Raw genomic sequence first — 22,661 nt, 5'->3', positions numbered from 1 at the left:
GGTCCCCAACCGGAGCGTTCAGCTCGTTACAAAGCGTTCACCCCATCAGCTCTTCGTTCAGTCGGGATCGAAGACGACGTCGACCCAGTACTTGTTGCTGTTGACCGTGATCGGATTCCCCGAGCCGAACCCCGCGACACCGCCGCTGGCGATCGTGGACAGTGGGCCCACGGTTACAGCAGACGCGAGCGCGCCGTTGGTGACGGCATAGCGGCCGGAGCTAAGCAGAGTCACGCGGTACTCCGTGCCGACGGTCAAGCGCACCGGCGTCGCGAGCACCGCCGTCTGCCAGCCGGACGCGGTCTCGTTCCGGAAGGTGACCTGGGCCAGCACCGTTCCGTTCGCGCTCCTCAGGTAACCCGTGTGCGTCCCACCGTTCTGGGTGCCCTTGTAGTACCGGATGGTCGTGACGACGCCTGGGGCGCTCACGCGGATCCGGGTGCCGGTCTGATAAGCGAGCCCGGCATTGGCGTTCGCATTGGTCGGGGTGCCGCTGGTAAAGAGGCTGACCTGATCAGGTTTGGCCATCGTCGTGAAGGACCACGTCCCGTTCGCGACCGCCGTGCCGTTGGCGGTGACCGTCGCGGTGTACACGGTCGTCCACCCCAGCGTCGCCGTCGGAGTGAAGGTGACGACACCGGTCGAGGCGTCAAAGCTGCTGGTTCCCGCGACGGTGGCTGACCCCGCTCTCACGACGAGGGACGCAGACACGGCCCCGGCCAGCGTTGCGGTGATCTTCGTCGTCGCAGGCTCCACGTTCGCGGCCGCCGCCGCAGGCGACGTCGCAGTGAGGGTCGCCGCGGCGACTGTCGTGAAGGACCAGGCGCCTCCGGCCACGGCGGCGCCGTTCGCGGTAACCGTGACCGTGTACGTCTTGGCGTTCGCGAGCGCCGCGCTCGGTGTGAAGGTCACCACGCCGGTGAGGGCGTTGAACGCCGACGTGCCAGGGACGCTCGTGCCACCGGTCGTGACCGCGAGCGAGGCCGACTCGGCGTTGCTGAGCTTCGCGGTGATCGACACGGTCGTCGGATCCACGTTCGTGGCGGAGGCTGCCGGCGTCGTCGAGATCACCGCGGCTTCCGGCACCGTCGAGAACGACCACGTCCCGCCAGCGACTGCCGCCGAGTTGGCGGTGACCGTCGCAGTGTACGACTTCCCGCGTTGCAGCGGAGCGCTCGGTGTGAACGCCACCACCCCCGTCGCCGTGTCGAAGGCGGACGCGCCGCCGACCGGTGTCCCTCCCAGCGTGAGGCCGAGCGTTGCCGTGGTCGCATTGGACAGCGTCGCCGTGATCGGTGCGGTGACCGTCACGTGGGTCGCCCCCGCGGCGGGAGACACCGATGTGAGCGCCGGCCGGAAGTCGATCAGCGGATCGACGAAGTAGCCGGATGCGCCGGACGACTGGTCGGGGAATCCTCCGTTGACGCCGTAGCGGAAGCGGCCGTTTGCGGTGGCGGGCGCGGTGATGTCGCCGGACACCTTCGGGGCCGCGAAGTAGCCGCCTGTGTAGGAGTAGCCGCCGTTCGGCGCCAGATACGACACGACGTACGTCTGACCAGGCGCGACGCTGATGGGCGTCGCCAGGGCGGCCGACTGCCACCCCGAGGCCGACTCGGCGAGGAATGTCACCCGCGACAGGATGGCCCCGGTGCTGTCCCACAACGTGCCGCGATGGACGCCGGTGTTCCCCTCGCCCTTGTAGAAACGGATCGCGGTGACCTTGCCGACCTTAGCGACGGTGAAGGCGGTGCCCAGCTCGACCGGCGCGGTCTCGGCGACGGACGCCAACTGCGGCAGGTCGGCTCCGAAGAGCGTCTGCATCGTCCCGGCGGCCGCCTCGGCCACACGGAAGACCCAGGAGTCGAGCGTTGCGCCATCGAGGACCACAGCCGCCGTGTAGTTGCCGGAGGAGACCAGCGCCGTCGACGGCACGAACCGCACCACGCCGGTCGCGCGGGTGAACGAGGAGGCTCCGGCGACGGCGCCACCGGGGCCCGTCACCGTGAGGGACGGCGTCTGCGACACGCTCACCCCGTTGACCGTCGCCGACACCGCGGAGTCGACCGCGACGCCGTCCGCCCCTCGCGCGGGACTCGGACCCGTCACCGCCAGCGTCGTCTGCACGACGAACTCGACGTCCACGAAGTAGTTCGTCGAGTTGTACGTGTTGGTCGGCGCCACCCCACCCGAGCCGTAGCGGTATCGGCCGTTTGCGCCCGCGATGGTCTTGAGCGGCCCGCTCGACACTTCGGCCGCCAGCGCGGCCGGCGTGTAGGCGTATCGCCCGGCCGGAGCGAGGTACGAGACGGTGTACGTCTGGCCGGGGCCCACCACCACCGGACTCGACAGCACCGCGCGCTGCCAGCCGGACGATGTCTCGTCGACGAATGTCACCTGCGCGAGTCGTGTTCCGTCCTGAGCCCAGAGCGATCCCACGTGTACCCCGGAGGTCGCTGCACCCTTGTAGTACCGGATCGCCCGGATCTCGCCGACGACCGAGGTCGTGAACGCGAGGCCGAGCTCGACCGACGCCGTGTCGCCCATCTCCGCCTCGACGGTCGGGGTCGCCGCGGCGAAGAAGGTCGTGATGGTCTGCCCTTCTGGGGGCGCGACGACGAAGGACCACGAGACATCCGAGCCGGAGGATCCGTTCGCACCGGCCAGCCCCGTGATCACGACCGAGACGGAAGCGCCACGGGCGAAGGCGGACGACGGGGTGAAGGTGATCGTCTTCGCGTCCGATGACAAGGCCCACGTCCCGGAGACGACGGCGCCGTCGGCCTTCACCGTGCCCTGGTAGCCTCCGGCCATCGCGCCGCTGAAGACCGCAGAGACTGTCGTCGTCGGAGCCGCGTCGAGCGCAGCGTGCTGAGGCGACACCGACACGAGCGTGGGTGCGACGGCCGCGGGGATGAAGACGACGTCCACTCCGTAGCTCGCCGTAGATGTCTGCGACGGATAGCCGCCGCTGTACGTGAATGCCCCGCCGTTGGCAGGAACGGTCAGTGGCCCTCGCGCGTAGCCGGCGCCGAACTGCCCGGCCGTGACGGCGTATCCGCCAGCGGGCGCCAGGTAGGAAGCGGTGTAGGTCTGCCCCGGCACGACGCTGATCGGCGTCGGAAGGGTGACCGTCTGCCATCCCGTCGACGATTCGTTCTGGAAGGTGGCCGCCGAGAGCTGGGTGCCGTTGGCCGCCCACAGCGCACCGACGTGCGTTCCGGCATTGCCGGCGCCCTTGTAGAACTTGATCGCCGTGATCTTGCCGGCCATCTGGACGCTGAACCTCACTCCGACCGTGACCGAGTCACGGTCGGCATCCGACCCGACGGTCGGCGTCGTGCTCTCGGGGTAGAGCGAGCAGGGGCACTGGCCCTCGGGGAGATCGACACCCTGTGTGGTGAAGCTCCACGAAGACGCCGCGTCCAGCCCGATGCCGTTGGCGTCCTTCGCCGTCGGCGTGACCGTGTACGTCGTCGATGCGGTGAGCGGGCTCACCGGGGCGAAGCGCGCCGTCCTGGTCGACGCGTCGTACGAGACGGTTCCCTCGACCGAGGCGCCCGCAGCATCCTTCATCGTGATCCCCACCGTGGCGGGATCCGCAGGGCGCGTGAACGTGGCCGTGATCGTGGCGCTGAGCGGCACGCTGGATGCTCCGGGCAGCGGGGTGCGGGCGCTGATGCGGAGCGGCGACGAGTCCGACTTCGTGAACATGACGTCGACGAAGTAGTTGCCCTCTTTGTAGGTCGCCGTCGGGAAGGCGCCGGCGCTCGCGTACACGCCCGGGGAGTCTGTGCCCGCGACGTTGTTGACGCTCAGCGGTGGCGACGTGACGGACTTGTACGGCCAGTACAGATCAGTCGTCGCGTACCGGCCCTGCGGTGCGGTGTACGACACCGTGTACGGCGTGCCCGCGATGACCTCGACAGGGCTGACGAACTCGGCTGTCTGCCAGCCGGCAGCCGTCTCATTCGTGAAGGTGACCGTGGCGATTCTGGCGCCGGTCGCGTCCCACAGCGACCCGACATGGGTGCCGCCGTTGCCCGCGCCCTTGTAGAAGCGGACTCCCGTGACGAACCCGTCCGTTGTCGGAGTGAAGCGCAGCCCGAGCTCGTAGGCGCCCACATCGGAGGTCGAGGCCACGGCGGGGACGGCGTTCCCGAAGACACTCGCGGGGCCAGTGATGTTGAGGCTCCGGGTCGTCCCCGCCGTGGAGTAGTTCGCGCTGTCATCGATCGCGCGGACGATGAGCGGCGTGGTGCCCGTGCCGGACTGGATGTACGTGAACGTCCAGCTCGTGGTGCCCTGGGCCGGGTGCCAGGTCGTGCCGCCATCCGTGGAGGCCTCGACACCGGCGACCCGGCCACCGACATCGCTCGCCGTGCCAGTCGCGGTGACCTGAGTGCCGTTGGCGATGGACTGACCCGCGGTGGGCGTGCTGATCGCGACGACAGGTGCCGTCGTGTCGGTGCTCTTCGTGGCGGCCACGAGGCCGGACATGAGCGACCCGGGCTGAGCGCCCATGTCGGCAAGCAGGTTCACCTGGGCCTGCTGCATGCGCACGTCGGCCGCGGCCCCATTGCCGTCATGGGTCTGGTCGAGGCCCCAGCCCCACTGGATGCTCGCCGCGGAGAACACGAGCGCTCCGCTCTGTGCCCGATACAGGGTGACGTGATGCGTCGTCGTCCCCGCCACCACCGTGCTGCCGTAGTCGGTCAGATACTGCGGCGTCGGTCCGGTCGTCGTTGACAGGCGGATGAGTCCGTGCGGGCGCGAGCCGTTGTCGACGTCTTCGTTCGCCTCGTACCCGATGGTGTGCGCCGCGAGCGAGGCGCTGGTGCCGGATGCCAAAGACGCGAGCGAGGTGTTGCGCCACAACCGCGTCCTGCCCTCCTCGCTGCTGACCTGCACCGCGAGATCCACGTCGTTGACCATGTACATCGTGCCGGTCAGGCGGTTCTCGGGCAGACCGCCGCCTTGCGCAGGGGGCGCGAAGCGCGGGTCCCGCCACGTTCCCGTCCACTGTGAGCTCGGGTCGATCTTGGCGTTGCTCCACGTCTCCTTGTAAGACACGAGCGTGCGGTACCCGGTATTGGAGCCGTCGGCGGAGTTCTCGTAGCGCGTTCGCCAGTACCCCTCATTGCCGGCGAGGAACTGCAGATTCACCCCTGCGTCGCGTGCCGCCTCGATATTGGCGCGCTGCGCTCCCGACCAGTACTCGTCGTGGCCGACTGACATGAACACCTTGTGATTGAGCAGCTCACCGCCCCGCCGGTCGGTGTCGACGCCCGCGAGGTAGCTCACGTCGTAGCCGTTGCGCTCCATGAACCGCACCGTCGCGTACTCGGAGCTGAAGTAGAAGTCGCGGCCCGAGCTGTTGCCGCGCGTGGCGAAGGGCCGGTTGTAGCTGATCTTGTAAGCACGCCCATTGGTCGCGCCCTGATAGAAGTCGGACCCTCCGTACTTGTTGTACGCCTGCCACGTCGGGTCGGAGGTCTGGAACAGCACCTCGGAGTGGTTGCCGTCGTTGCGCACGATGAAGATGATGTGGCTCGAGTCGGCGTTGTCCGTCCGCGTGAGCTTGGCGATGTATACGCCCGAGACGGCGTCCGCCGGCACATTCCAGGCTGCCGAGACCCCCCAGTTGCCGCAGTCGTAGAGTCCGGTGGCCACATCCGAGATGCACTGCGGCTGCCCCTGCGGCAGCGTCGCGGTGACGGGCACGGACGTGATGAAGCGCGCACCGAGCCCCTGGTACCAACCCGTCCGGTAGACGTCGATGCGGTATGAGCGCGCGTCCGTGTCGATCTTGAAGTCGATGCGCTGCCCGGCGTTGACGGAGATGTCCGTGGCGAAGCCCTGGATCGACGGCTCCCCCGCCCCGTCGATGTCCCACACCGAGGGGTCGGTCCCCGGTTTCTGGTTCTCGCACGTGATCGGGTTGATGTTCGCCCCGCACGGGCTCGCTGCGCGTGCCTGCGGGCCTGCCGGAACCGCGATCAGCAGTGCGGTCACGAGCGCTGCGAGCGCAGCGAAGGTGATCGCCTTCCTGCGGTACGTCCGTGATCCGGGCGGAACCGTCGCCAGAGGCTGGTTGATCCCCATGAGCTTCCCAATTCCCGACGCCCTCGTCGGTGCTGCCTTCCCGTCGGCCTTCGGGTGACCGGCTGAGAAGACATCCGCGTGCGATACTTCCCCAGTGCCCGCGGAGGGTCCCGCGCGCAGTATAACTGCATCACGACGCACAATGGAACCCGAGCGGCGAAGCGGGGAAGAGGACGATGGGCGATTCCACGACGATCCAGGCATCCGCCGACGTGGCCGGCAGCGCCCTGCTGGGCGCCAGAACACGCGTCTGGCACCTCGCGCAGATCCGCGAGCACGCGGTGCTCGGCGCCGACTGCAACATCGGCCGCGGCGCCTACATCGGGCCGGGCGTCGTGCTCGGCGACGGGTGCAAGATCCAGAACCACGCCCTCGTGTACGAGCCGGCGCATCTCGGCGACGGCGTCTTCATCGGCCCCGCCGCCGTGCTCACCAACGACGAGTTCCCGCGGGCGGTCAATCCCGACCTCACTCCGAAGACCGAGGACGACTGGCATCGGGTGGGCGTCACCATCGGCACCGGAGCGTCGATCGGCGCCCGGGCCGTCTGCATCGCCCCGGTCACGATCGGCGAATGGGCGCTCGTCGCCGCGGGCGCCGTGGTCACGAAGGACGTCGTGCCCTACGCCCTCGTCGTCGGCGTGCCGGCGCACCGGGTCGGCTGGGTGGGGCGCGCGGGCAAGCCCCTGCGGCCCGAGGGCGACCAGTGGGTGTGCCCCGACACCGGTGAGCGCTACTCGCAGGACGGCGAGCGCCTCACGCCTGTCGGATAGCGGATGCCGCGGGCCGCAGCATCCGCTTCCCTACAGCTCGCCCGGCTGCATCGCCTCGCGGTCGAGCTCCTCGACGAAGCGGCGGGCGGGGCTGACCTCGGCGCCGGGCTTGCGGGGCGCGTAGACGACCAGCGAGTGGAAGAGGAAGCGGACGAAGAACGCGACCACGAGGGTGATCGCCGTCGCCACGACCGCCGAGATGTGCCCGGTCGATACCATCATCGCGACGATCGGGATGCGGATCACGGCCTCGGCGTTGTTGAACGTGAACGACTTCGCGAAGCGCAGCCACACGCCGGAGGCGCTCTCGCGCATGTCCTGGAAGACGAAGCGCTCCTGCAGCAGGAAGTTGCCGATGATCGTGACCTCGGCGGCGACGATCGCGGCGACGATGTAGTCGACGCCCCAGTGGGTGAGAGCCCAGACGATCGCGACGTTGGCGACGGCGCCGAATGCACCGATCACGGCGAACAGCGACATCTTGCCGAACCGCAGCGCGGTCAGCTGCGTGAGGAAGTGCAGCCCCTGGCGCACCGACGCCTTCGACTCGCCCGCGTGGCGGTCGGCGAAGTCGAAGGGGATCTCTGCCACGCGCATCGGGCGGCGCGCGAGGATCTCGAGGAGGATCTTGAAGCCCTGCGGCCGCAGCTGCTCGGCGTCGATCGCGCGGCGATCGATGAGGAAGAACCCCGTCATCGGGTCGGAGACGTCCTTCAGCCGGATGGGGAACATCGCGCGCGTCACCGCAGTCGACGCCTTCGACACCATCACCCGGGTGCGGTCGGCGAGGCCGCCCGCGGTGCCTCCGCCGGCGTAGCGCGAGGCGATCACGACATCCACGTCGCCGCGCGAGTAGCGGTGCCAGAGCTCCGGGATCTCTTCGGGCGGATGCTGCAGATCGGCGTCCATGACGAGGCACGCGTCCGCCTCGGCAGCGGCGAAGCCCTCCATGACCGCTCCCCCGAGGCCGCCCACGGGTCGATCCCGATGGATCAGCCGGACCGGCAGGGAAGCGGATGCCGCGACCTCGCGGATGACGTCGGCAGTGGCATCCGTGCTGTCGTCGACGAAGACGATCTCGGCATCGAGACGGTTCTGTACGGCGGCGGTGATACGCCGGACGAGCTCCGCGATGTTCGGAGCCTCGTTGTACGTCGGAACCACGATCGACAACTGCATCGCGGGCTATCCTCCCACGGGCCGGAGAATCCGTTTGCGTCGGCTCAGCGGACGCAGGGGAGACCCTCGGTCAACGCACGGGGGCGATTCTCCTCTCGACACGCGTGCGGAAGCCGAGGATGCTGGGCGAAGACCCTCGCCGACCCGGAGGCTGCCATGCCCGCACGTCCGTCCCATCGCCCGTCAACGAGGACCGCGAGGTCGATAGCCCTCGGCTCGCTCGCCACCGGACTCATCGTCGCCTCGCTCGCCGGCGCCGCCGGGGCGAACGCGTCACCCGGCGGCACGCCCGGCCCCCGCTACGCACCGGGGTCGGAAGGCGCAGGCGACCCGTACTTCCCACTCGCCGGCAACGGCGGCATCGACGTGCAGCATTACGACCTCGATCTCGACTACACGCCGCCGGCGCCCGCGCCCGCTCTCCTGGAAGGGCAGCTGGCGGGCGTGGCGACCATCGACCTCATCGCGACGGCCGACATCGACCGATTCAACCTGGACCTGCGCGGACTGAGCGCGTCGTCCGTCGTGGTGGACGGAAAGAGCATGGCGTTCACGCAGGGCGGCGGAGAGCTCGTCGTGACCCCGCGCCCGAAGCTCAAGACCGGGCAGTCCGCGACCGTGGTCGTGACATACGGCGGCACCACCGGCCGTCCGACCGACATCGACGACGCCCTCTACGGGTGGGTGACCACGCGCGATGGCGCCATGGTGGTCAGCGAGCCCGATGGATCGTCGACCTGGTTCCCGGTGAGCGACCACCCGACCGACAAGGCGACCTACTCCTACGAGATCACCGTGCCCGAAGGGCGCGTCGCCGTCGCCAACGGGCTCCTCGAGGGGTCGGAGACCGCGGACGGCAGGATCACGTGGCGTTGGAACGCGCCCGACCCGATGGCGGCGTACCTCGCGACCGCGACGGTCGGCGACTTCCGGCTCGAGCAGTACACGGCCGCCAACGGGACACCGATCATCGACGCGATCGACAAGTCGCGGCAGCCGGGCCAGTACTCGAACCTCGCCAGGACCGGCGAGATGCTCACCTTCTTCGAGGGCCTGTACGGCGACTATCCCTTCGTCTCGTACGGCGCCATCGTCGACAACGACTCCGTGTCGTACGCGCTCGAGACGCAGACCCGGTCGTTCTTCTCGGGCCAGGCGTCGCTGGGCACCGTCGCCCACGAGCTCGCACACCAGTGGATGGGCAACCAGGTCAGCCCGGGCCGCTGGGCCGACATCTGGCTCAACGAGGGCTGGGCGACCTACTCCGAGTGGATGTGGACCGAGCACGACGGTGGCCAGACCGCCGCCGCGCGATTCAACGCACTGATGAACTCGCCCTCGCAGGCCGCGTGGAACACCGTGCTCGCCGATCCCGGCCCGTTCGGACTGTTCGACAGGCCGGTGTACAACCGCGGCGCGGCGCTGCTGCACGCGCTGCGCGTGAAGGTCGGCGACGACGTGTTCTTCGACATCGCGAAGGAGTGGGTGGCGCGCTTCGGCGGTGGCACCGCAACCACCGCGGACTTCATCGCACTCTCGGAAGAGGTCTCCGATCAGGACCTCGCCACGTTCTTCGACGTGTGGGCCTACCAGCCGCCGAAGCCGACCAGCTGGTGAGGGTGGAGCTGGGTGGGCGCCGCGTGCGGCGCCCACCCAGGATCCATCGCTGAGAATGGAATGGTGACTTTCCCGGCCTCCTCCCCCTCCACCATCACGATGTTCGGCGCTGACTGGTGCCGCGACTGCATCCGCACCAAGAAGCAGCTCGACGAGCTCGGCATCTCGTACACCTACGTCGATCTCGTCGCCGACCCCGCCGCCGCGGACGTCGCCCGCGACATCTCGGGTCGCACCAACATCCCGGTCGTCGTGTACCCGGATGCCTCGCACCACGTCGAGCCGTCGAACGCCGACGTCGAGTCGAAGCTGCGGGAGCTCTCCCTCATCTGAGGCGCCGCTGATCGCGTCTCGGGCCTGACGCCGCACCGTGCCTGCTCATTAGGCTGAGCCCGTGAGCGTCGAACGCAATACCCGGGCGATCGAGGGATCTGTCGTCACCGACTTCGAGGACCGCATGAGCTATGGCGGCTACCTCGATCTCGCCACCTTGCTGTCGGCCCAGCGGCCGCTCAGCGACCCCGAGCACCACGACGAGCTGCTGTTCATCGTGCAGCACCAGACCACGGAGCTGTGGCTGAAGCTCGTGCTGCACGAGCTCGGCGCCGCCTGCCGGCTGCTGCGCGAGGACCAGCTGGCCCCCGCGCTCAAGTGCATCGCGCGTGTCAAGCACATCCAGAAGACCCTCACCGAGCAGTGGTCGGTGCTCGCGACGCTGACCCCTGCCGAGTACGGGCAGTTCCGCGGCGTGCTGGGCAACGCCAGCGGCTTCCAGTCGGCGCAGTACCGCGCCGTCGAGTTCACGCTCGGCAACAAGAACGCCGCCATGCTGCGGGTGTTCGCCTCCGACCCCGCCGCTCACGCCCTCGTCGCGGCGGCGCTGGAGGCGCCGAGCCTCTACGACGAGTTCCTCGCGATGCTGGCCCGCTCGGGCTACCCGATCCCCGCCGAGGTGCTCGAGCGCGATGTCACGAAGGCGTGGACCTACACTCCGGAGCTCGTGCCGGTGCTCACCGAGATCTACCGCGACCCGGAGGCCCACTGGGCGGCGTATGAGACCTGCGAGGAGCTCGTCGACCTCGAGGACAACTTCCAGCTCTGGCGCTTCCGCCATCTCAAGACGGTCGAGCGCATCATCGGTCTGAAGACGGGCACCGGCGGCTCGAGCGGCGTGCCGTTCCTGCAGCGCGCGCTGGAGCTCACGTTCTTCCCCGAGCTGTACGCCGTGCGGACGGAGCTGTGATGTCGAACGATCCCGACGCGCTGCGCGAACTCCTCGGCACCGATGCGGCTCTCTGCCGCCGGGCGATCACCGGCGAGCACGGGGTCTCGCTGCCCCCGTTCACCGACCACCACGTGCACCTGCACCTCATCGACGAGAGCGGTCTGGCCGCAGGCGGCATCGCCGGCGTCGTCGATCTCGGCGGCGACCCGGTGGCACTGGCACGACGGGGGAACCACAGCATTCCGCGCGTGGCATATGCCGGCGCGTTCCTCACCGCGGTCGGCGGGTACCCGGTCGGACGCCCCTGGGCACCCGCGGAGATCGCCCGCGAGATCGCGGACGCGTCGACCCACCCGGGCGTCGCCGGCGGCGCGGCGACCGCGGTCGACGAGCAGGCCTCGTTCGGGGCATCCGTCATCAAGGCCTCGCTCAACAGCGTCGCGGGTCCCGTGCTCGACGCGCAGGCGCTGGCCGCGATCGTGGAGGTCGCGCGCGAGCGCGGGCTGCCCGTCGTCGCACATGCGGAGGGCCAAGGGATGCCGCGGCTCGCGCTCGACGCGGGCGTCGACGGCTTCGCCCACACGCCGTTCACCGAGTTCGTCGGACGCACCTTCACCGCGCACGCGGTCGCCGCCGGCCAGGTGTGGATCTCGACGCTCGCGATCCACCGCGACGACGACCAGGCCGCCGAGTTCGCGCGGGTGAACCTCGCGGGCTTCGTCGCCGCGGGCGGACGCGTGCTCTACGGCACGGACCTCGGCAACGGCGAGCAGCCGGTGGGCGTCAACCCCGACGAGGTCGCGGCGCTCGACCGCGCGGGCGTCCGCGGCGCGGCGCTCATCTCGGCACTGGCCGATCCGTGGCCGCTCGCCGACCCGCCCTCGGGGGTCTGCACGTTCGTCCCCGGCCCGCCGCCGACCGCACTCGACGAGGTCGCCGAGTGGCTGCGGGGCGCGACCGTCGTCCCCACCGAGGAGCTCATCCATGACGACCACTGACCCGACCGAGGCGCCGGTGGCCCACGCACTCGAGGACACCGCATCCGCTCTCGATGCCGCCGACCCCCTCGCCGCACACCGCGACGCGTTCGTGGGAGCGCAGAGCCCGCTCGTGTACTTCGACGGGAACTCGCTCGGGCGCCCCCTGCGCGCGAGCGTCGAGAGGCTTGCCACGTTCGTGCGGGACGAATGGGGCGGTCGCCTCATCCGCGGCTGGGACGAGTCGTGGATGCAGCTGCCGTTCGACATCGGCGACGCCGTCGGGCGCGCGGCGATCGGCGCCGCGGCAAGCCAGACGGTGATCGGCGACTCGACCACGGTGCTGCTGTACAAGCTGCTGCGCGCGGCGTTCGACGCCGCCGCCGCCGCGGATCCGGCACGCGTCGAGATCGTCGTCGACCGTGACAACTTCCCCACCGACCGGTACCTGGTCGAGGGCATCGCCGCGGAGCGGGGCGGACGCATCAGGTGGATCGACGTCGAGCTCGACGGCGGTGTGTCCGCTGACGCGCTCCGCGCGGCGGTCGGCCCCGAGACGGCGGTCGTGCTGCTGTCGCACGTGGCGTACCGGTCGGGATATCTGACGGATGCCGCGGCCCTCACCCGCATCGCGCACGACGCCGGCGCTCTCATCCTCTGGGATCTGTGCCACTCCGTGGGCTCCGTGCCGGTGGAGGCCGACGCGTGGGACGTCGACCTCGCGGTCGGCTGCACGTACAAGTACCTGGGCGGCGGTCCCGGTTCGCCGGCGTTCGCCTACGTCGCTGCGCGGCTGCAGGATCGGCTGGCCCAGCCCATCCAGGGGTGGATGGGCACGGCCGACGTCTTCGCGATGGGTCCGGAGTACCGGCCGGCCGACGGCATGCGGCGCTTCCTGTCGGGCACGCCGCCCATCGTCGGCATGCTCGCGATGCAGGACACCCTCGACCTGCTCGAGGAGGTCGGCATCGAGGCCGTGCGCGCGAAGTCGATCGCACTCACGGAGTTCGCCGTGCGAGTGGCCGACGAGCTGCTCGCCCCGCTCGGGGTCACGGTCGCGTCGCCGCGGGATCCCGCCGAGCGTGGCGGGCACGTGACGCTGTCGCACCCGTCGATGCGCGCGGTCACCGCTCGCCTCTGGACCGAGGACGTCATCCCCGACTACCGCGATCCGGGCGGACTCCGCATCGGCCTCTCCCCGCTCTCCACCTCCTTCGCCGAGACCCTCGCCGGCCTCCGGGCGGTCGAGGCCGCAGTCCGCGCCGAGTCCTGACCTACACTGGCGCGATGAGCAACGAGGCTCCGCCGGCCGTTGGGGCGCCGGCATCCGTCTCCCCCGCCCGTCTCAGCCGAGGCACGATCGCGCGCTACGCGACCGGTTCGCTCGGCACGGGCGGGTTCGCGACCCTGCCCGGCCTGGTGCTGACCTACTACCTCACCGACTCGCTCGGGGTCGCCGCGCTCGCGGCCGGCGCGGTCATCACGGTCGCGAAGGTGTGGGACGTCGTCATCGACCCGATCATCGGCGCGCTCACCGACCGCGACCTCGCCCGCCACGGCAGCCGCCGGCGCCTGATGGTGATCGGCGCGCTCGCACTGCCGGTGCTGTTCGCGCTGACGTTCGCGGTGCCGCCGTCGCTCGGGCCGGTGGTCGCCGGCATCTGGGTGCTGCTCACGTTCACGCTCACGGCGACGGCGTTCAGCCTCTTCCAGGTGCCCTACATCGCGCTTCCCGCCGAACTCACGCCGCGCTACGACGAGCGCACGCGCCTGCTGACGTGGCGCGTCGTCGTGCTCACGCTCGCGATCCTGCTGTTCGGCGCCGGGGGCCCGGCGCTGCGTCGCGTATCGGAGGACCCGTTCGTCCAGTACGTCGTGATGGGCGTGGTCTGCGGTGTGGTCATCGGACTGGGGATGCTGGTGGCCACGGGTGTGGCCAAGCGCGCAGCATCCGTCACCCCCAGCCGATCCGCGAGAGTGCACCTGGTCGCCGAGAGGCAGGGAACGAACCAGCGTCTCGGCGACCCGCTGTACTCTCGCCGGAGGACGGAGCGACGGATGCGACGGCCGCCGGGATCCGGGAGCACTTCGCCGAGGGGATCGGTGCGCTCCGGCGCAGCAGGGCGTTCCGGTTGCTGCTGGGCACGTTCGTGCTGCAGGCGCTGGCCACCGGGCTGATGCTCGCGGGCGCCCAGTACGTCGCGACCTGGGTGCTGCACTCGCAGGCGGCGGTCGAGCTTCTGTTCGTCGCCCTCATCGCGCCGGCACTGCTCGCCGCCCCCGCGTGGGGAGTGGTCGCGCGGCGCATCGGCAAGGAGCGGACGTTCACGATCGCGAGCGTCGTCTTCGCGATCGCGGCGGTGTCGATCCTCGGCATGCTGTGGGCGCCGGGCGACTGGATCTACGTGCCGGTCGGCATCGCGGGCGTCGCGTACGCCGGCATGCAGTCACTGCCGATGGCGATGCTCCCCGACGTCATCTCCCACGACGAGCGCACGCACGGACCCGGCCGCGCCGGGTCGTTCAGCGGCGTGTGGACCGCCGGTGAGACGGTGGGCTTCGCGCTCGGCGCGACGACGCTGGCGGTGATCCTGGCCGTGACGGGATACGTCTCGTCGACGGGCACACAGGTGGTGGAGCAGCCGGATGCTGCGATCACGGGCATCGTCCTGAGCTTCAGCCTCGCACCGGCCGTGCTGATCGCGCTGAGCCTTCTCACGCTCGCCCGCTACCCGCTGCGCCGCGCCGACATCGATCGCCACGACACCGAGTCGCAGCTCGTCTGAGACCGAGTGCCGCCGCACAGGCGCGGTGACATAGGATGCCCGGTGACGTGCTCACGAGCGGGAGTCGCGCGCGAGTTCGAAGGAGAACACATGTCCCCCACCTCGTCCGCAGCGCCGGCGAAGCCGCGCAAGGCGCCGGCGAAGCGCGCGGCGAAGTCGGACCTTCCCGCCGACGAGCGCGCGGCGCTCGACGCCGACATCGATCGGCTCGAGGTGGGCGCGAAGGTGTGGGTGGCGCTCACCCTCGACCAGCGGGCCCGCCTCATCGGCCGCGTCCGCGACGCCGTCGGCGCCGTCGCACAGGAGTGGGCCGACGCGGCGACGATGTCGAAGGACCTGGCGCCCGGGCACCCGTTGTCGGGCGAAGAGTGGCTCGGCGGGCCCTACGCCGTCATCGGACTGCTCGACGCGCTGCGCGAGACGCTCGCGGCGCTCGCGAAGGGCCGCAGCCCGCTCGACGGCGTCACGCTCGACGAGGCTCCGGGCGGGCGCCTGCGCGCCAACGCCTTCCCCCTGAACGGCACCGAGAAGTTCCTGCTGTCGGGCTTCACCGGCGAGGTGTGGTTCGAGCCGGGTGTCTCCGCGGTCGAAGCGACCCGCACCGCGGGCCTCGCCCAGCTGACCCCGACCGTGTCCGGTGGCGTCGGCCTCGTGCTGGGCGCGGGCAACGTGAGCTCCATCCCGGTCGCCGACGTGCTGTACGAGCTCTTCGCGCACAATCGCGTGGCGCTGCTCAAGGTCAACCCGACGCAGGACGCGCTCGTGCCGGTGTTCGAGCGCGCGCTCGCCCCGCTGATCGAGCCCGGCTTCCTGCGCATCGTGCGCGGCGGAGCCGCGACCGGCGCCTACCTGACCTCGCACCCGCGCTTCGCGCACGTGCACATCACCGGGTCGGCGGTCACGTTCGACGCGATCGTGTGGGGCACCGGAGAGGATGCCGCGACAGCACGCGCGTCGGGAAGCCCGAAGCTGCAGGTTCCGATCACCGCCGAGCTCGGCGGCGTCTCGCCCATCATCGTCGTGCCGGGCAGGTGGTCGGCGGCCGACCTGAAGTACCAGGCGGAGCACGTCGCGACGATGCGCCTCGTGAACGCCGGACACAACTGCATCGCGGGCCAGGTCGTCATCGTCAGCTCGGACTGGCCGCAGCGCGCCGAGTTCCTGCGCGAGCTGCACGCGGCGTACGCCGCGGCCCCGGAGCGCCCGGTCTGGTACCCCCACAGCGCAGAGCGGCTGGAGGCCGCAGCATCCGCCTATCCCGATGCCGTGTGGAGCGCCGACCGCACCCGCGCGATCGTCGGGGTCGGTGAGGGTGACGACACCGACCCTGTCGAGACGGTGGAGTACTTCGCGCCCATCCTCGGGGTCGCCCTGGTGGGCGGCACCGGCCAGGAGTTCCTCGACGCGGCCGTCGCGCACGCGAACGACAGGCTCACCGGCACCCTCGGCGCCAACGTGATCATCGACCCCGCCACCGAGGAGGCGCTCGGCGAAGGGTTCGAGCGCGCGATCGCCGACCTGCGTTACGGCGCCATCGCGATCAACACGTGGACGGCCTTCAACTTCCTCACCGCACGCCTCACGTGGGGCGGGTTCCCCGGGGCGACGCTCGACGACGTGTCGAGCGGCATCGGCGTCGTGCACAACGCCCTGCTGCTGGATCGCGTCGAGCGGTCGGTCGGGCGCGGTCCGTTCCGCCCCTTCCCCCGGTCGGTGGGCGACCAGCTTCGGCGATTGAGCCGGTCGAAATCCACGATCCTGCCCACGCCGCCGTGGTTCGTGAGCTCCCGCACCGGCGCCGAGGTCAGCGCCGGGCTCACGCGCTATCTCGTCGACGGCAGGCTTCCTGGGCTCGTGAAGACGCTCACGAAGGCCATGCAGGCGTGACCGCCGGCTTCGGCTCCGACGGGCTCGAAGCCGATCTCATCGTGGTCGGCGCGGGCTCGGCGGGAGCGGCTCTCGCGGCGCGGCTGAGCGACGACCCCGACGTCTCGGTGCTGCTGCTCGAGGCCGGCGGCCCCGACAAGGCGCTCGAGCTGCACGTGCCTGCGGCCTTCTCGAAGCTGTTCCGCGGCGCCTATGACTGGAACTACGACACCGTCCCCCAACCGGGCCTCGAGGGCCGCACCGTGTACTGGCCGCGCGGCAAGACCCTGGGCGGATCGTCGTCGCTCAACGCGATGATGTGGGTGCGCGGCTTCGCCGCCGACTACGACGAATGGGCGGATGCCGCGGGCCCGACGTGGTCGTGGGACGCCCTGGTCCCCTACTTCCGGCGTGTGGAGCGCACGTCCGACCCGGCGGACGCGACACAGGGCGCGCACGGCCCCCAGTCGGTCGAGCACCAGCGCGACCCCCGGCCGCACACCGCCGCGTTCCTGGCGGCGGCGCGGGAGGCGGGGCACCCGGTGACCCCCGCGAACCTGCCCACGGGCCAGGGCTTCTCCCAGACGATGGTGAGCGAGCACCGCGGCGCGCGCGCCTCGACGGCCGACGCGTACCTGCGTCCCGCGAAAGGCCGGCGCAACCTGCGCGTGATGACCGGTGCTCACGTGCGCCGGATCACGTTCACCGCTGCCGACGAGGACGGGGCGGAGCCCCGCGCCACCGGCGTGTACGTCGATATCGACGGGATCACCCGGCACCTGCGCGCACGCCGCGAGATCGTGCTGTCGGGCGGCGCGATCAACACCCCGCAGCTGCTCATGCTCAGCGGCATCGGCCCCGCCGCCCACCTCGCCGAGCACGGGATCGGTGTCGTCGTCGATGCCCCCGACGTCGGCGCGAACCTGCAGGATCATCTCGTCGCAGGCCTCGCGCCGGCCGCGAAGGGCGGCACGCTGTTCGACGCCGAGAAGCCCGCCGAGCTCGCGAGGTACCTCACCACCCGAAAGGGGATGCTGACCTCCAACGTCGCCGAGGCCTACGGGTTCGTGCGCACCGAGGTCGCCGAGCGCGCGGGCGCGCCGGCGGGGCTCCCCGACATCGAGATCATCTTCGCGCCCGTCCCCTACGTCGGCGAGGGGCTGGTGCCGACGCCGGCGCACGGACTGACGGTGGGTGCGATCCTCCTGCGCCCACGCAGCCGCGGCACGATCCGGCTCGCGTCGGCGGACCCCTCGGCGGCGCCGCTCATCGACCCCGCGTACCTGTCGGACCCCGAGGGCGTCGACGCCGAGACCATGCTCGCGGGGCTCGCCGAGTGCGAGCGCCTCATCGACACCGAGGCGCTCCGCGCCCTCACGACCGGCGGCTGGGTGCAGCCCGACGGCGGGGAGCGCATGACCCCGGCCGAACGCGCGGAGGTGTCGCTCCGCCGCTACTCGCACACCCTCTATCACCCGGTCGGCACGGCGCGGATGGGGACGGATGCCGCGTCGGTCGTCGATCCCGAGCTGCGCGTCCGCGGGGTCGCCGGACTCCGCGTGGCCGACGCATCCATCATGCCCACGGTCATCCGCGGCCACACCAACGCCCCCGCGATCGTGATCGGCGAGGTCGCGGCCGACCTCATCCTCGGCCGCCGGGTCTGACCTCACCCCTCCGGCCGGTCCTGTCGGCGCGGGTGTCGTCTCAGGTCCGGGTTTCGCAGCATCCCACGCTCCAAGACACGCGAAGTCCGGACTTCGCAGCAACAGTCGCAGCCCGCCCACCCGCACCCGTCCGGGTTTCGCAGCATCCCACGCTCCAGGACCTGCAAAGTCCGGACTTCGCAGAAACAGTCGCAGCCCGCCCACCCGCCCACGCGCACCCGTCCGGGTATCGCAGCATCCCACGTTCCAAGACCTGCGAAGTCCGGACTTCGCAGCAACAGTCGCGGCCCGCCCACCCGCCCGTCCGGGTATCGCAGCATCCCACGCTCCAAGACCCGCGAAGTCCGGACTTCGCAGCGTTGACGGGGAGGCCGGCGGTCGGGTGACGGACGTGTCGCGCGGAAAGACGAACCCCCTCGCACCCTCGGGTGAGGGCGGAGGGGGTTCGAACGTGCGCAGACTCAGCGGCCGCCGCGGCGGTTGGTGCCGTTGGGGCGGACGACCGAGCCGACCATGAGCTTGCCGGTGCCGCCCGACGAGGCGCGACGGCCCGGGGTGCGGGGGTTGCCGGCGGGCTGGGCCGAACGCGAGTGGCCCGCGCTCTGGTCGTGACGCTGGTGCGAGGCCTTGTCGTGCGTGGTGGCGGCGTCGCGACGCTGACCGCCCGCGGCCTGCTGACGCCCGGCGCCCTGCGCCGAACCCTGGCCCGAACCACCCTGGCCCGAACCGCGACGGCGACGGCCGCCGCCGGAGCGGCCCGCGGTGGCGGCAGCATCCGTCTCGCGTGCGTCACGCGCCGCGCGCTTGCGCTGGGCATTCGCGCCCTGGCTGGTGCCGCGCGGCGTCTCGGCCACGGGGACCGGCTTGACGTAAGGGGCGACCTTGCCGACGAGCTCGACGACCTCGGGCGAGGTCGCCGTGACGGCGACCGGCTCGACGGAGATGGCGGCCTTGCGCAGCAGCTGCGACACGTCGCGGCGCTGCTCGGGGAGCACGAGGGTGACGACCGCACCCTCGGCGCCCGCGCGAGCGGTGCGGCCGGAGCGGTGCAGGTACGCCTTGTGCTCCATGGGCGGGTCGACGTGGATGACGAGCTCGACGTCGTCGACGTGCACGCCGCGGGCGGCGACGTCGGTCGCCACGAGCACCTTGACGGCGCCGGACGAGAACGCCGCGAGGTTGCGGTCACGGGCCGCCTGCGACAGGTTGCCATGCAGGTCGACGGCCGGGATCCCCTGGCCGGTGAGCTGCTTCGCGAGCTTCTTCGCCTGGTGCTTGGTGCGCATGAACAGGATGCGGCGGCCCATACCCGAGGCGAGGGCCGTGACGACGTCCTTCTTGGCGTCGGCGTCGGCGAGCGTGAAGACGTGGTGCGTCATGGCCGCGACGGGCGAGTGCGCCTCGTCGACGGAGTGCAGCACCTCGTTCTGCAGGAAGCGGTTCACGAGCTTGTCGACCCCGTTGTCGAGGGTCGCGCTGAAGAGCAGGCGCTGACCGCCGGCCGGCGTCGCGTTCAGGATGCGCGTGACGCCCGGCAGGAAGCCGAGGTCGGCCATGTGGTCGGCCTCGTCGATGACGGTGACCTCGACGGCGTCGAGGTGCACGAAGCCCTGCTTCATGAGGTCCTCGAGGCGGCCCGGGCACGCCACGACGATGTCGACGCCCGCGTTGAGGGCGTTGACCTGACGGTTCTGGTTCACGCCGCCGAAGATCGTGGTGGTGGTGAGGCCATAGGCCTTGGCGAGCGGGGCGAGGGTCGCGTCGATCTGCGTCGCGAGCTCGCGCGTCGGCGCGAGCACGAGGCCGAGCGGACGACCCTTGCGGCGGGTGCCGCCGGCGAGCTTGCCGCCCAGGCGCGCGGCCATGGGGATCGAGAAGGCGAGCGTCTTGCCCGAGCCGGTCTTGCCGCGGCCCAGCACGTCGCGGCCGGCGAGCGTGTCGGGGAGCGTGTCGACCTGGATCGGGAACGCGGTGGTCTTGCCGTTCGCGGCGAGCACGTCGACGAGGGGCTGCGGCACGCCGAGCGCGCCGAACGAGGTTTCGGTCATGAGGGATGTTCTCCAGGCACGCGAGTGCCCTGTCGGTGGCCGGGGCGTATCTCGCCCGCGGGTCGCCGTACGAAAGATGTCAGCGCGGTTCTTCGGATCGGGGTCCGGATGCCGGCGAGGGAAGCGTTCTACGACGCGAGAAGCGCAAGAATGCGCTGCAAGGGTTTCCACCCTACCAGTGGGTGCCTGGGCGTTGCCCGGCCGGAGTCGTCGGGGGGTCCGGGGCGTTTCGACCCGCAGGCTCGCTCAACGACCGGAGAACAGGTCAGGCGCACGAAACGCCTCGTGGGTGCGGGAGAGTTCCAGCGCCTCTGCATCCGCGGTCAGAGGTCGGCGGTGTCCTTGCGCTTCTTCGACCGCTTGCGGACACGCTCCCGGCGGAGTTCCGGCTCGGCGTGCGGGACGGCCCCGGGATCGGGGTCGCCTTCGGGGTCGCCTTCGGGGTCGTCGGCCTCGAGGTCACCCTCGGGCACGGAGGACTCCGCGTCCGACTCAGGCTCGTCCACCGAACCCTCGTGCCCCTGCGCGGGCGCTTCCGCTTCTTCCGCGGGCGCTTCCGCCGCCTCCGGCGCCCGGTCCGCGAAGCGGTCGGTCGCGGCGCGCAGGGCCGACGCGATGCCCGGCTCGGACGCGGCGTGCGCAGCATCCGGGATCATGACGAAGTCGGCCTCGGGCCACGCGCGGTGAAGATCCCACGCGGTCATGGCGGGCGTGCAGACGTCGTATCGGCCCTGCACGATGACGGCGGGGATATCGCGGATGCGGCCGACGTTCGCGATCAGCTGCTCGGGTTCGAACCAGCCGCCGTGAAGGAAGTAGTGGTTCTCGATGCGGGCGAACGCCACCGCCGCGCGCGGTTCCGTCATCGCCTCGATGAGCTCGGCGTCAGGGAGCAGCGTGAGGTTGGCGGCCTCCCAGCGCGACCACGCGACCGCGGCGGGAACGTGCACGGCGGGGTCGGGATCCGCGAGGCGGCGGTGGTAGGCCTGCATGAGCTGCGAGCGTTCGAGGATCGGGATGGGAGCGATGAAGTCCTCCCACAGATCCGGGACGATGGATGCTGCGCCCCCCTCGTAGAACCACTCCAGCTCGTGGCGGCGCAACGTGAAGATACCGCGCAGCACGATCTCGGTGACGGCCTGCGGGTGCGCTTCGGCGTAGGCGAGAGCGAGCGCACTCCCCCACGAGCCGCCGAACACCTGCCACCTCTCGATGCCGAGGTTCTTGCGCAGCAGCTCGATGTCGGCGACGAGGTGCCAGGTCGTGTTGTGGCGGAGGTCGGCGTCCGGCTCGCTCGCGTGCGGGGTGGAACGGCCGCAGCCGCGCTGGTCGAGCAGGATGATGCGGTACCGCTCGGGGTCGAAGAAGCGGCGATGCCAGGGCGAGGTGCCGGCGCCCGGACCGCCGTGAAGGAACACCACCGGCTTGCCCTCGGGGTTTCCGCTCTGCTCGTACGCGATGCGGTTGCCCTCGCCGGCGATGAGGTTACCGGTGTCGTAGGGCTCGATGAGCGGATAGAGGATGTCGTCGAGGTGTTCGTTCATAGGCTTGCCCCCGAGACGGCGAAGGTGTCGCAGGCGGAAGGCCCGTTGCGGTAACCGGTCTCGAACCAGCGCTGTCGCTGCTCGCTCGAACCGTGGGTCCAGGATTCGGGGTTCACGTTGCCCCCGGACTCCTGCTGGATGTGATCGTCGCCCACCGCGCCGGCCGCATTGATCGCGTCGGCGATCTGCTGCTGCGTGGGCTCCTTCAGATACGGTACGCCGTTCTCGTCGCGCTGCTCGGTCATATCGCCCACCCACGCGCCGGCGAAGCAGTCGGCCTGCAGCTCGGTCCTCACGCCGTTGCTGTCGGGACCGGTGCCGTTGTTCGGGTGCTCGTCCATGATGCCGGTGATGTACTGCACGTGGTGGCCGTATTCGTGGGCGAGCACATAGAGCTGGGCGAGGTCGCCGGCCGACGCATCGAACTGCTGACGCAGGAGGCCGAAGAAGGTGGGATCGATGTAGACGGCCTCTTCGGGAGGGCAGTAGAACGGGCCCGTCTGATTGGACGCCGTGCCGCACGCGGTGCCCGTCTGCTGGTCGACGATGATCAGCTGCGGTGCACGGTAGCCCTGCACCTGCGACTCCCAGTACTGGTCGAGCACGACACTGCCGGCGGCGAGGCGGCAGTCGTCATCGGCGTTCGCGTCGGCGCCGGTCTCGCACTGCTGGATCTCGGACTCCTCGCCGGAGCCGACCTGGGGCTGCGAGGGGATGACGCTCGACAGATCCTGTCCGGTGAACAGCTGGAACAGGATCACCGCGATCGCACCGAGACCGGCGATCCCGCCGCCCGCCACCGCCACGCCCGCGCCTCGACGCCTCGCCGTGTTCCCCCCGACGTTGGCGTTCTCATTGAACGTCATGCCGTCACGGT

The 22,661-nt window shown here is 70.6% G+C and carries 14 protein-coding genes and 1 pseudogene; 10 read left to right on the top strand and 5 right to left on the bottom strand.

Annotation, left to right across the window (positions count from 1 at the left end):
- Positions 1 to 57: 57 nt before the first annotated feature.
- Complete coding sequence (locus AC3A46_RS09160) at positions 58 to 6,102, bottom strand: DUF4082 domain-containing protein (protein ID WP_487664892.1); 6,045 nt, start codon at positions 6,100 to 6,102, stop codon at positions 58 to 60.
- 176 nt (positions 6,103 to 6,278) lie between these two features.
- Between AC3A46_RS09160 and AC3A46_RS09155 the strand changes: the two genes are divergently transcribed.
- The gene (locus AC3A46_RS09155) at positions 6,279 to 6,875 is read left to right on the top strand and encodes an acyltransferase (protein WP_487664891.1); all 597 of its coding nucleotides are present in this window, start codon (positions 6,279 to 6,281) and stop codon (positions 6,873 to 6,875) included.
- 30 nt (positions 6,876 to 6,905) lie between these two features.
- Here AC3A46_RS09155 and AC3A46_RS09150 read toward each other — a convergent pair whose 3' ends face one another.
- Positions 6,906 to 8,054: a glycosyltransferase gene (locus AC3A46_RS09150; protein WP_487664890.1), complete on the bottom strand. Its 1,149-nt coding sequence runs from the start codon at positions 8,052 to 8,054 to the stop codon at positions 6,906 to 6,908.
- Positions 8,055 to 8,210: 156 nt separating this feature from the next.
- Here AC3A46_RS09150 and AC3A46_RS09145 point away from each other — a divergent pair, with 156 nt between their 5' ends.
- From AC3A46_RS09145 to AC3A46_RS09105, 9 genes are all read left to right on the top strand, one after another.
- Positions 8,211 to 9,671 carry a M1 family metallopeptidase gene (locus AC3A46_RS09145; protein WP_487664889.1) on the top strand — a complete coding sequence of 487 codons (1,461 nt, stop codon included), beginning with the start codon at positions 8,211 to 8,213 and terminating at the stop codon, positions 9,669 to 9,671.
- 99 nt (positions 9,672 to 9,770) lie between these two features.
- Positions 9,771 to 10,004 (top strand): glutaredoxin domain-containing protein, encoded by a 234-nt coding sequence (locus AC3A46_RS09140; protein ID WP_045297699.1) that lies wholly within the window; start codon positions 9,771 to 9,773, stop codon positions 10,002 to 10,004.
- A 61-nt stretch (positions 10,005 to 10,065) separates the two neighbouring features.
- Entirely contained in the window at positions 10,066 to 10,914 is an 849-nt protein-coding gene (gene kynA, locus AC3A46_RS09135; RefSeq protein WP_487664888.1) for a tryptophan 2,3-dioxygenase, read from the top strand.
- On the top strand, positions 10,914 to 11,894 hold the full coding sequence (locus AC3A46_RS09130) for a hypothetical protein (protein ID WP_487664887.1): 981 nt from the start codon (positions 10,914 to 10,916) through the stop codon (positions 11,892 to 11,894). The genes kynA and AC3A46_RS09130 overlap by 1 nt, the downstream gene beginning before the upstream one ends.
- Positions 11,881 to 13,146, top strand: coding sequence for a kynureninase (locus tag AC3A46_RS09125; RefSeq protein WP_487664886.1), 1,266 nt, complete (start codon positions 11,881 to 11,883; stop codon positions 13,144 to 13,146). Before AC3A46_RS09130 ends, AC3A46_RS09125 begins: the two co-directional genes overlap by 14 nt.
- 14 nt (positions 13,147 to 13,160) lie before the next feature.
- A complete protein-coding gene (locus AC3A46_RS09120; protein ID WP_487664885.1) occupies positions 13,161 to 14,051 on the top strand; it encodes an MFS transporter in 891 nt (296 codons plus the stop codon).
- Complete coding sequence (locus AC3A46_RS09115; RefSeq protein ID WP_487664884.1) at positions 14,006 to 14,659, top strand: MFS transporter; 654 nt, start codon at positions 14,006 to 14,008, stop codon at positions 14,657 to 14,659. The genes AC3A46_RS09120 and AC3A46_RS09115 overlap by 46 nt, the downstream gene beginning before the upstream one ends.
- A 90-nt stretch (positions 14,660 to 14,749) precedes the next feature.
- Positions 14,750 to 16,546 (top strand): aldehyde dehydrogenase family protein, encoded by a 1,797-nt coding sequence (locus AC3A46_RS09110; RefSeq protein WP_487664883.1) that lies wholly within the window; start codon positions 14,750 to 14,752, stop codon positions 16,544 to 16,546.
- On the top strand, positions 16,543 to 18,192 hold the full coding sequence (locus tag AC3A46_RS09105) for a GMC family oxidoreductase (RefSeq protein WP_487664882.1): 1,650 nt from the start codon (positions 16,543 to 16,545) through the stop codon (positions 18,190 to 18,192). The genes AC3A46_RS09110 and AC3A46_RS09105 overlap by 4 nt, the downstream gene beginning before the upstream one ends.
- A 461-nt stretch (positions 18,193 to 18,653) precedes the next feature.
- On the opposite strand, the gene AC3A46_RS09100 is transcribed toward AC3A46_RS09105, so the two are convergent.
- The 3 genes and pseudogenes from AC3A46_RS09100 to ypfJ form a co-directional block, all read right to left on the bottom strand.
- The gene (locus tag AC3A46_RS09100; RefSeq protein WP_487664881.1) at positions 18,654 to 20,240 is read right to left on the bottom strand and encodes a DEAD/DEAH box helicase; all 1,587 of its coding nucleotides are present in this window, start codon (positions 20,238 to 20,240) and stop codon (positions 18,654 to 18,656) included.
- A 569-nt stretch (positions 20,241 to 20,809) separates the two neighbouring features.
- A pseudogene (gene pip, locus AC3A46_RS09095) lies at positions 20,810 to 21,784 on the bottom strand (prolyl aminopeptidase); the annotation flags it as partial.
- Complete coding sequence (ypfJ, locus tag AC3A46_RS09090) at positions 21,781 to 22,650, bottom strand: KPN_02809 family neutral zinc metallopeptidase (RefSeq protein WP_487664880.1); 870 nt, start codon at positions 22,648 to 22,650, stop codon at positions 21,781 to 21,783. The gene ypfJ and the pseudogene pip, both read right to left, overlap by 4 nt.
- Positions 22,651 to 22,661 lie beyond the last annotated feature (11 nt).

The sequence above is a fragment of the Microbacterium sp. Soil_C_42 genome (assembly GCF_057656735.1).
This window is presented reverse-complemented; position numbering and strand designations above follow the sequence as displayed.

Coding starts and splice junctions, on each gene's coding strand:
- AC3A46_RS09160 (WP_487664892.1), bottom strand. CDS start 6,102: ATGGGGATCAACCAGCCTCTGGCGACGGTTCCGCCCGGATCACGGACG.
- AC3A46_RS09155 (WP_487664891.1), top strand. CDS start 6,279: ATGGGCGATTCCACGACGATCCAGGCATCCGCCGACGTGGCCGGCAGC.
- AC3A46_RS09150 (WP_487664890.1), bottom strand. CDS start 8,054: ATGCAGTTGTCGATCGTGGTTCCGACGTACAACGAGGCTCCGAACATC.
- AC3A46_RS09145 (WP_487664889.1), top strand. CDS start 8,211: ATGCCCGCACGTCCGTCCCATCGCCCGTCAACGAGGACCGCGAGGTCG.
- AC3A46_RS09140 (WP_045297699.1), top strand. CDS start 9,771: ATGTTCGGCGCTGACTGGTGCCGCGACTGCATCCGCACCAAGAAGCAG.
- AC3A46_RS09130 (WP_487664887.1), top strand. CDS start 10,914: ATGTCGAACGATCCCGACGCGCTGCGCGAACTCCTCGGCACCGATGCG.
- AC3A46_RS09125 (WP_487664886.1), top strand. CDS start 11,881: ATGACGACCACTGACCCGACCGAGGCGCCGGTGGCCCACGCACTCGAG.
- AC3A46_RS09120 (WP_487664885.1), top strand. CDS start 13,161: ATGAGCAACGAGGCTCCGCCGGCCGTTGGGGCGCCGGCATCCGTCTCC.
- AC3A46_RS09110 (WP_487664883.1), top strand. CDS start 14,750: ATGTCCCCCACCTCGTCCGCAGCGCCGGCGAAGCCGCGCAAGGCGCCG.
- AC3A46_RS09100 (WP_487664881.1), bottom strand. CDS start 20,240: ATGACCGAAACCTCGTTCGGCGCGCTCGGCGTGCCGCAGCCCCTCGTC.
- ypfJ (WP_487664880.1), bottom strand. CDS start 22,650: ATGACGTTCAATGAGAACGCCAACGTCGGGGGGAACACGGCGAGGCGT.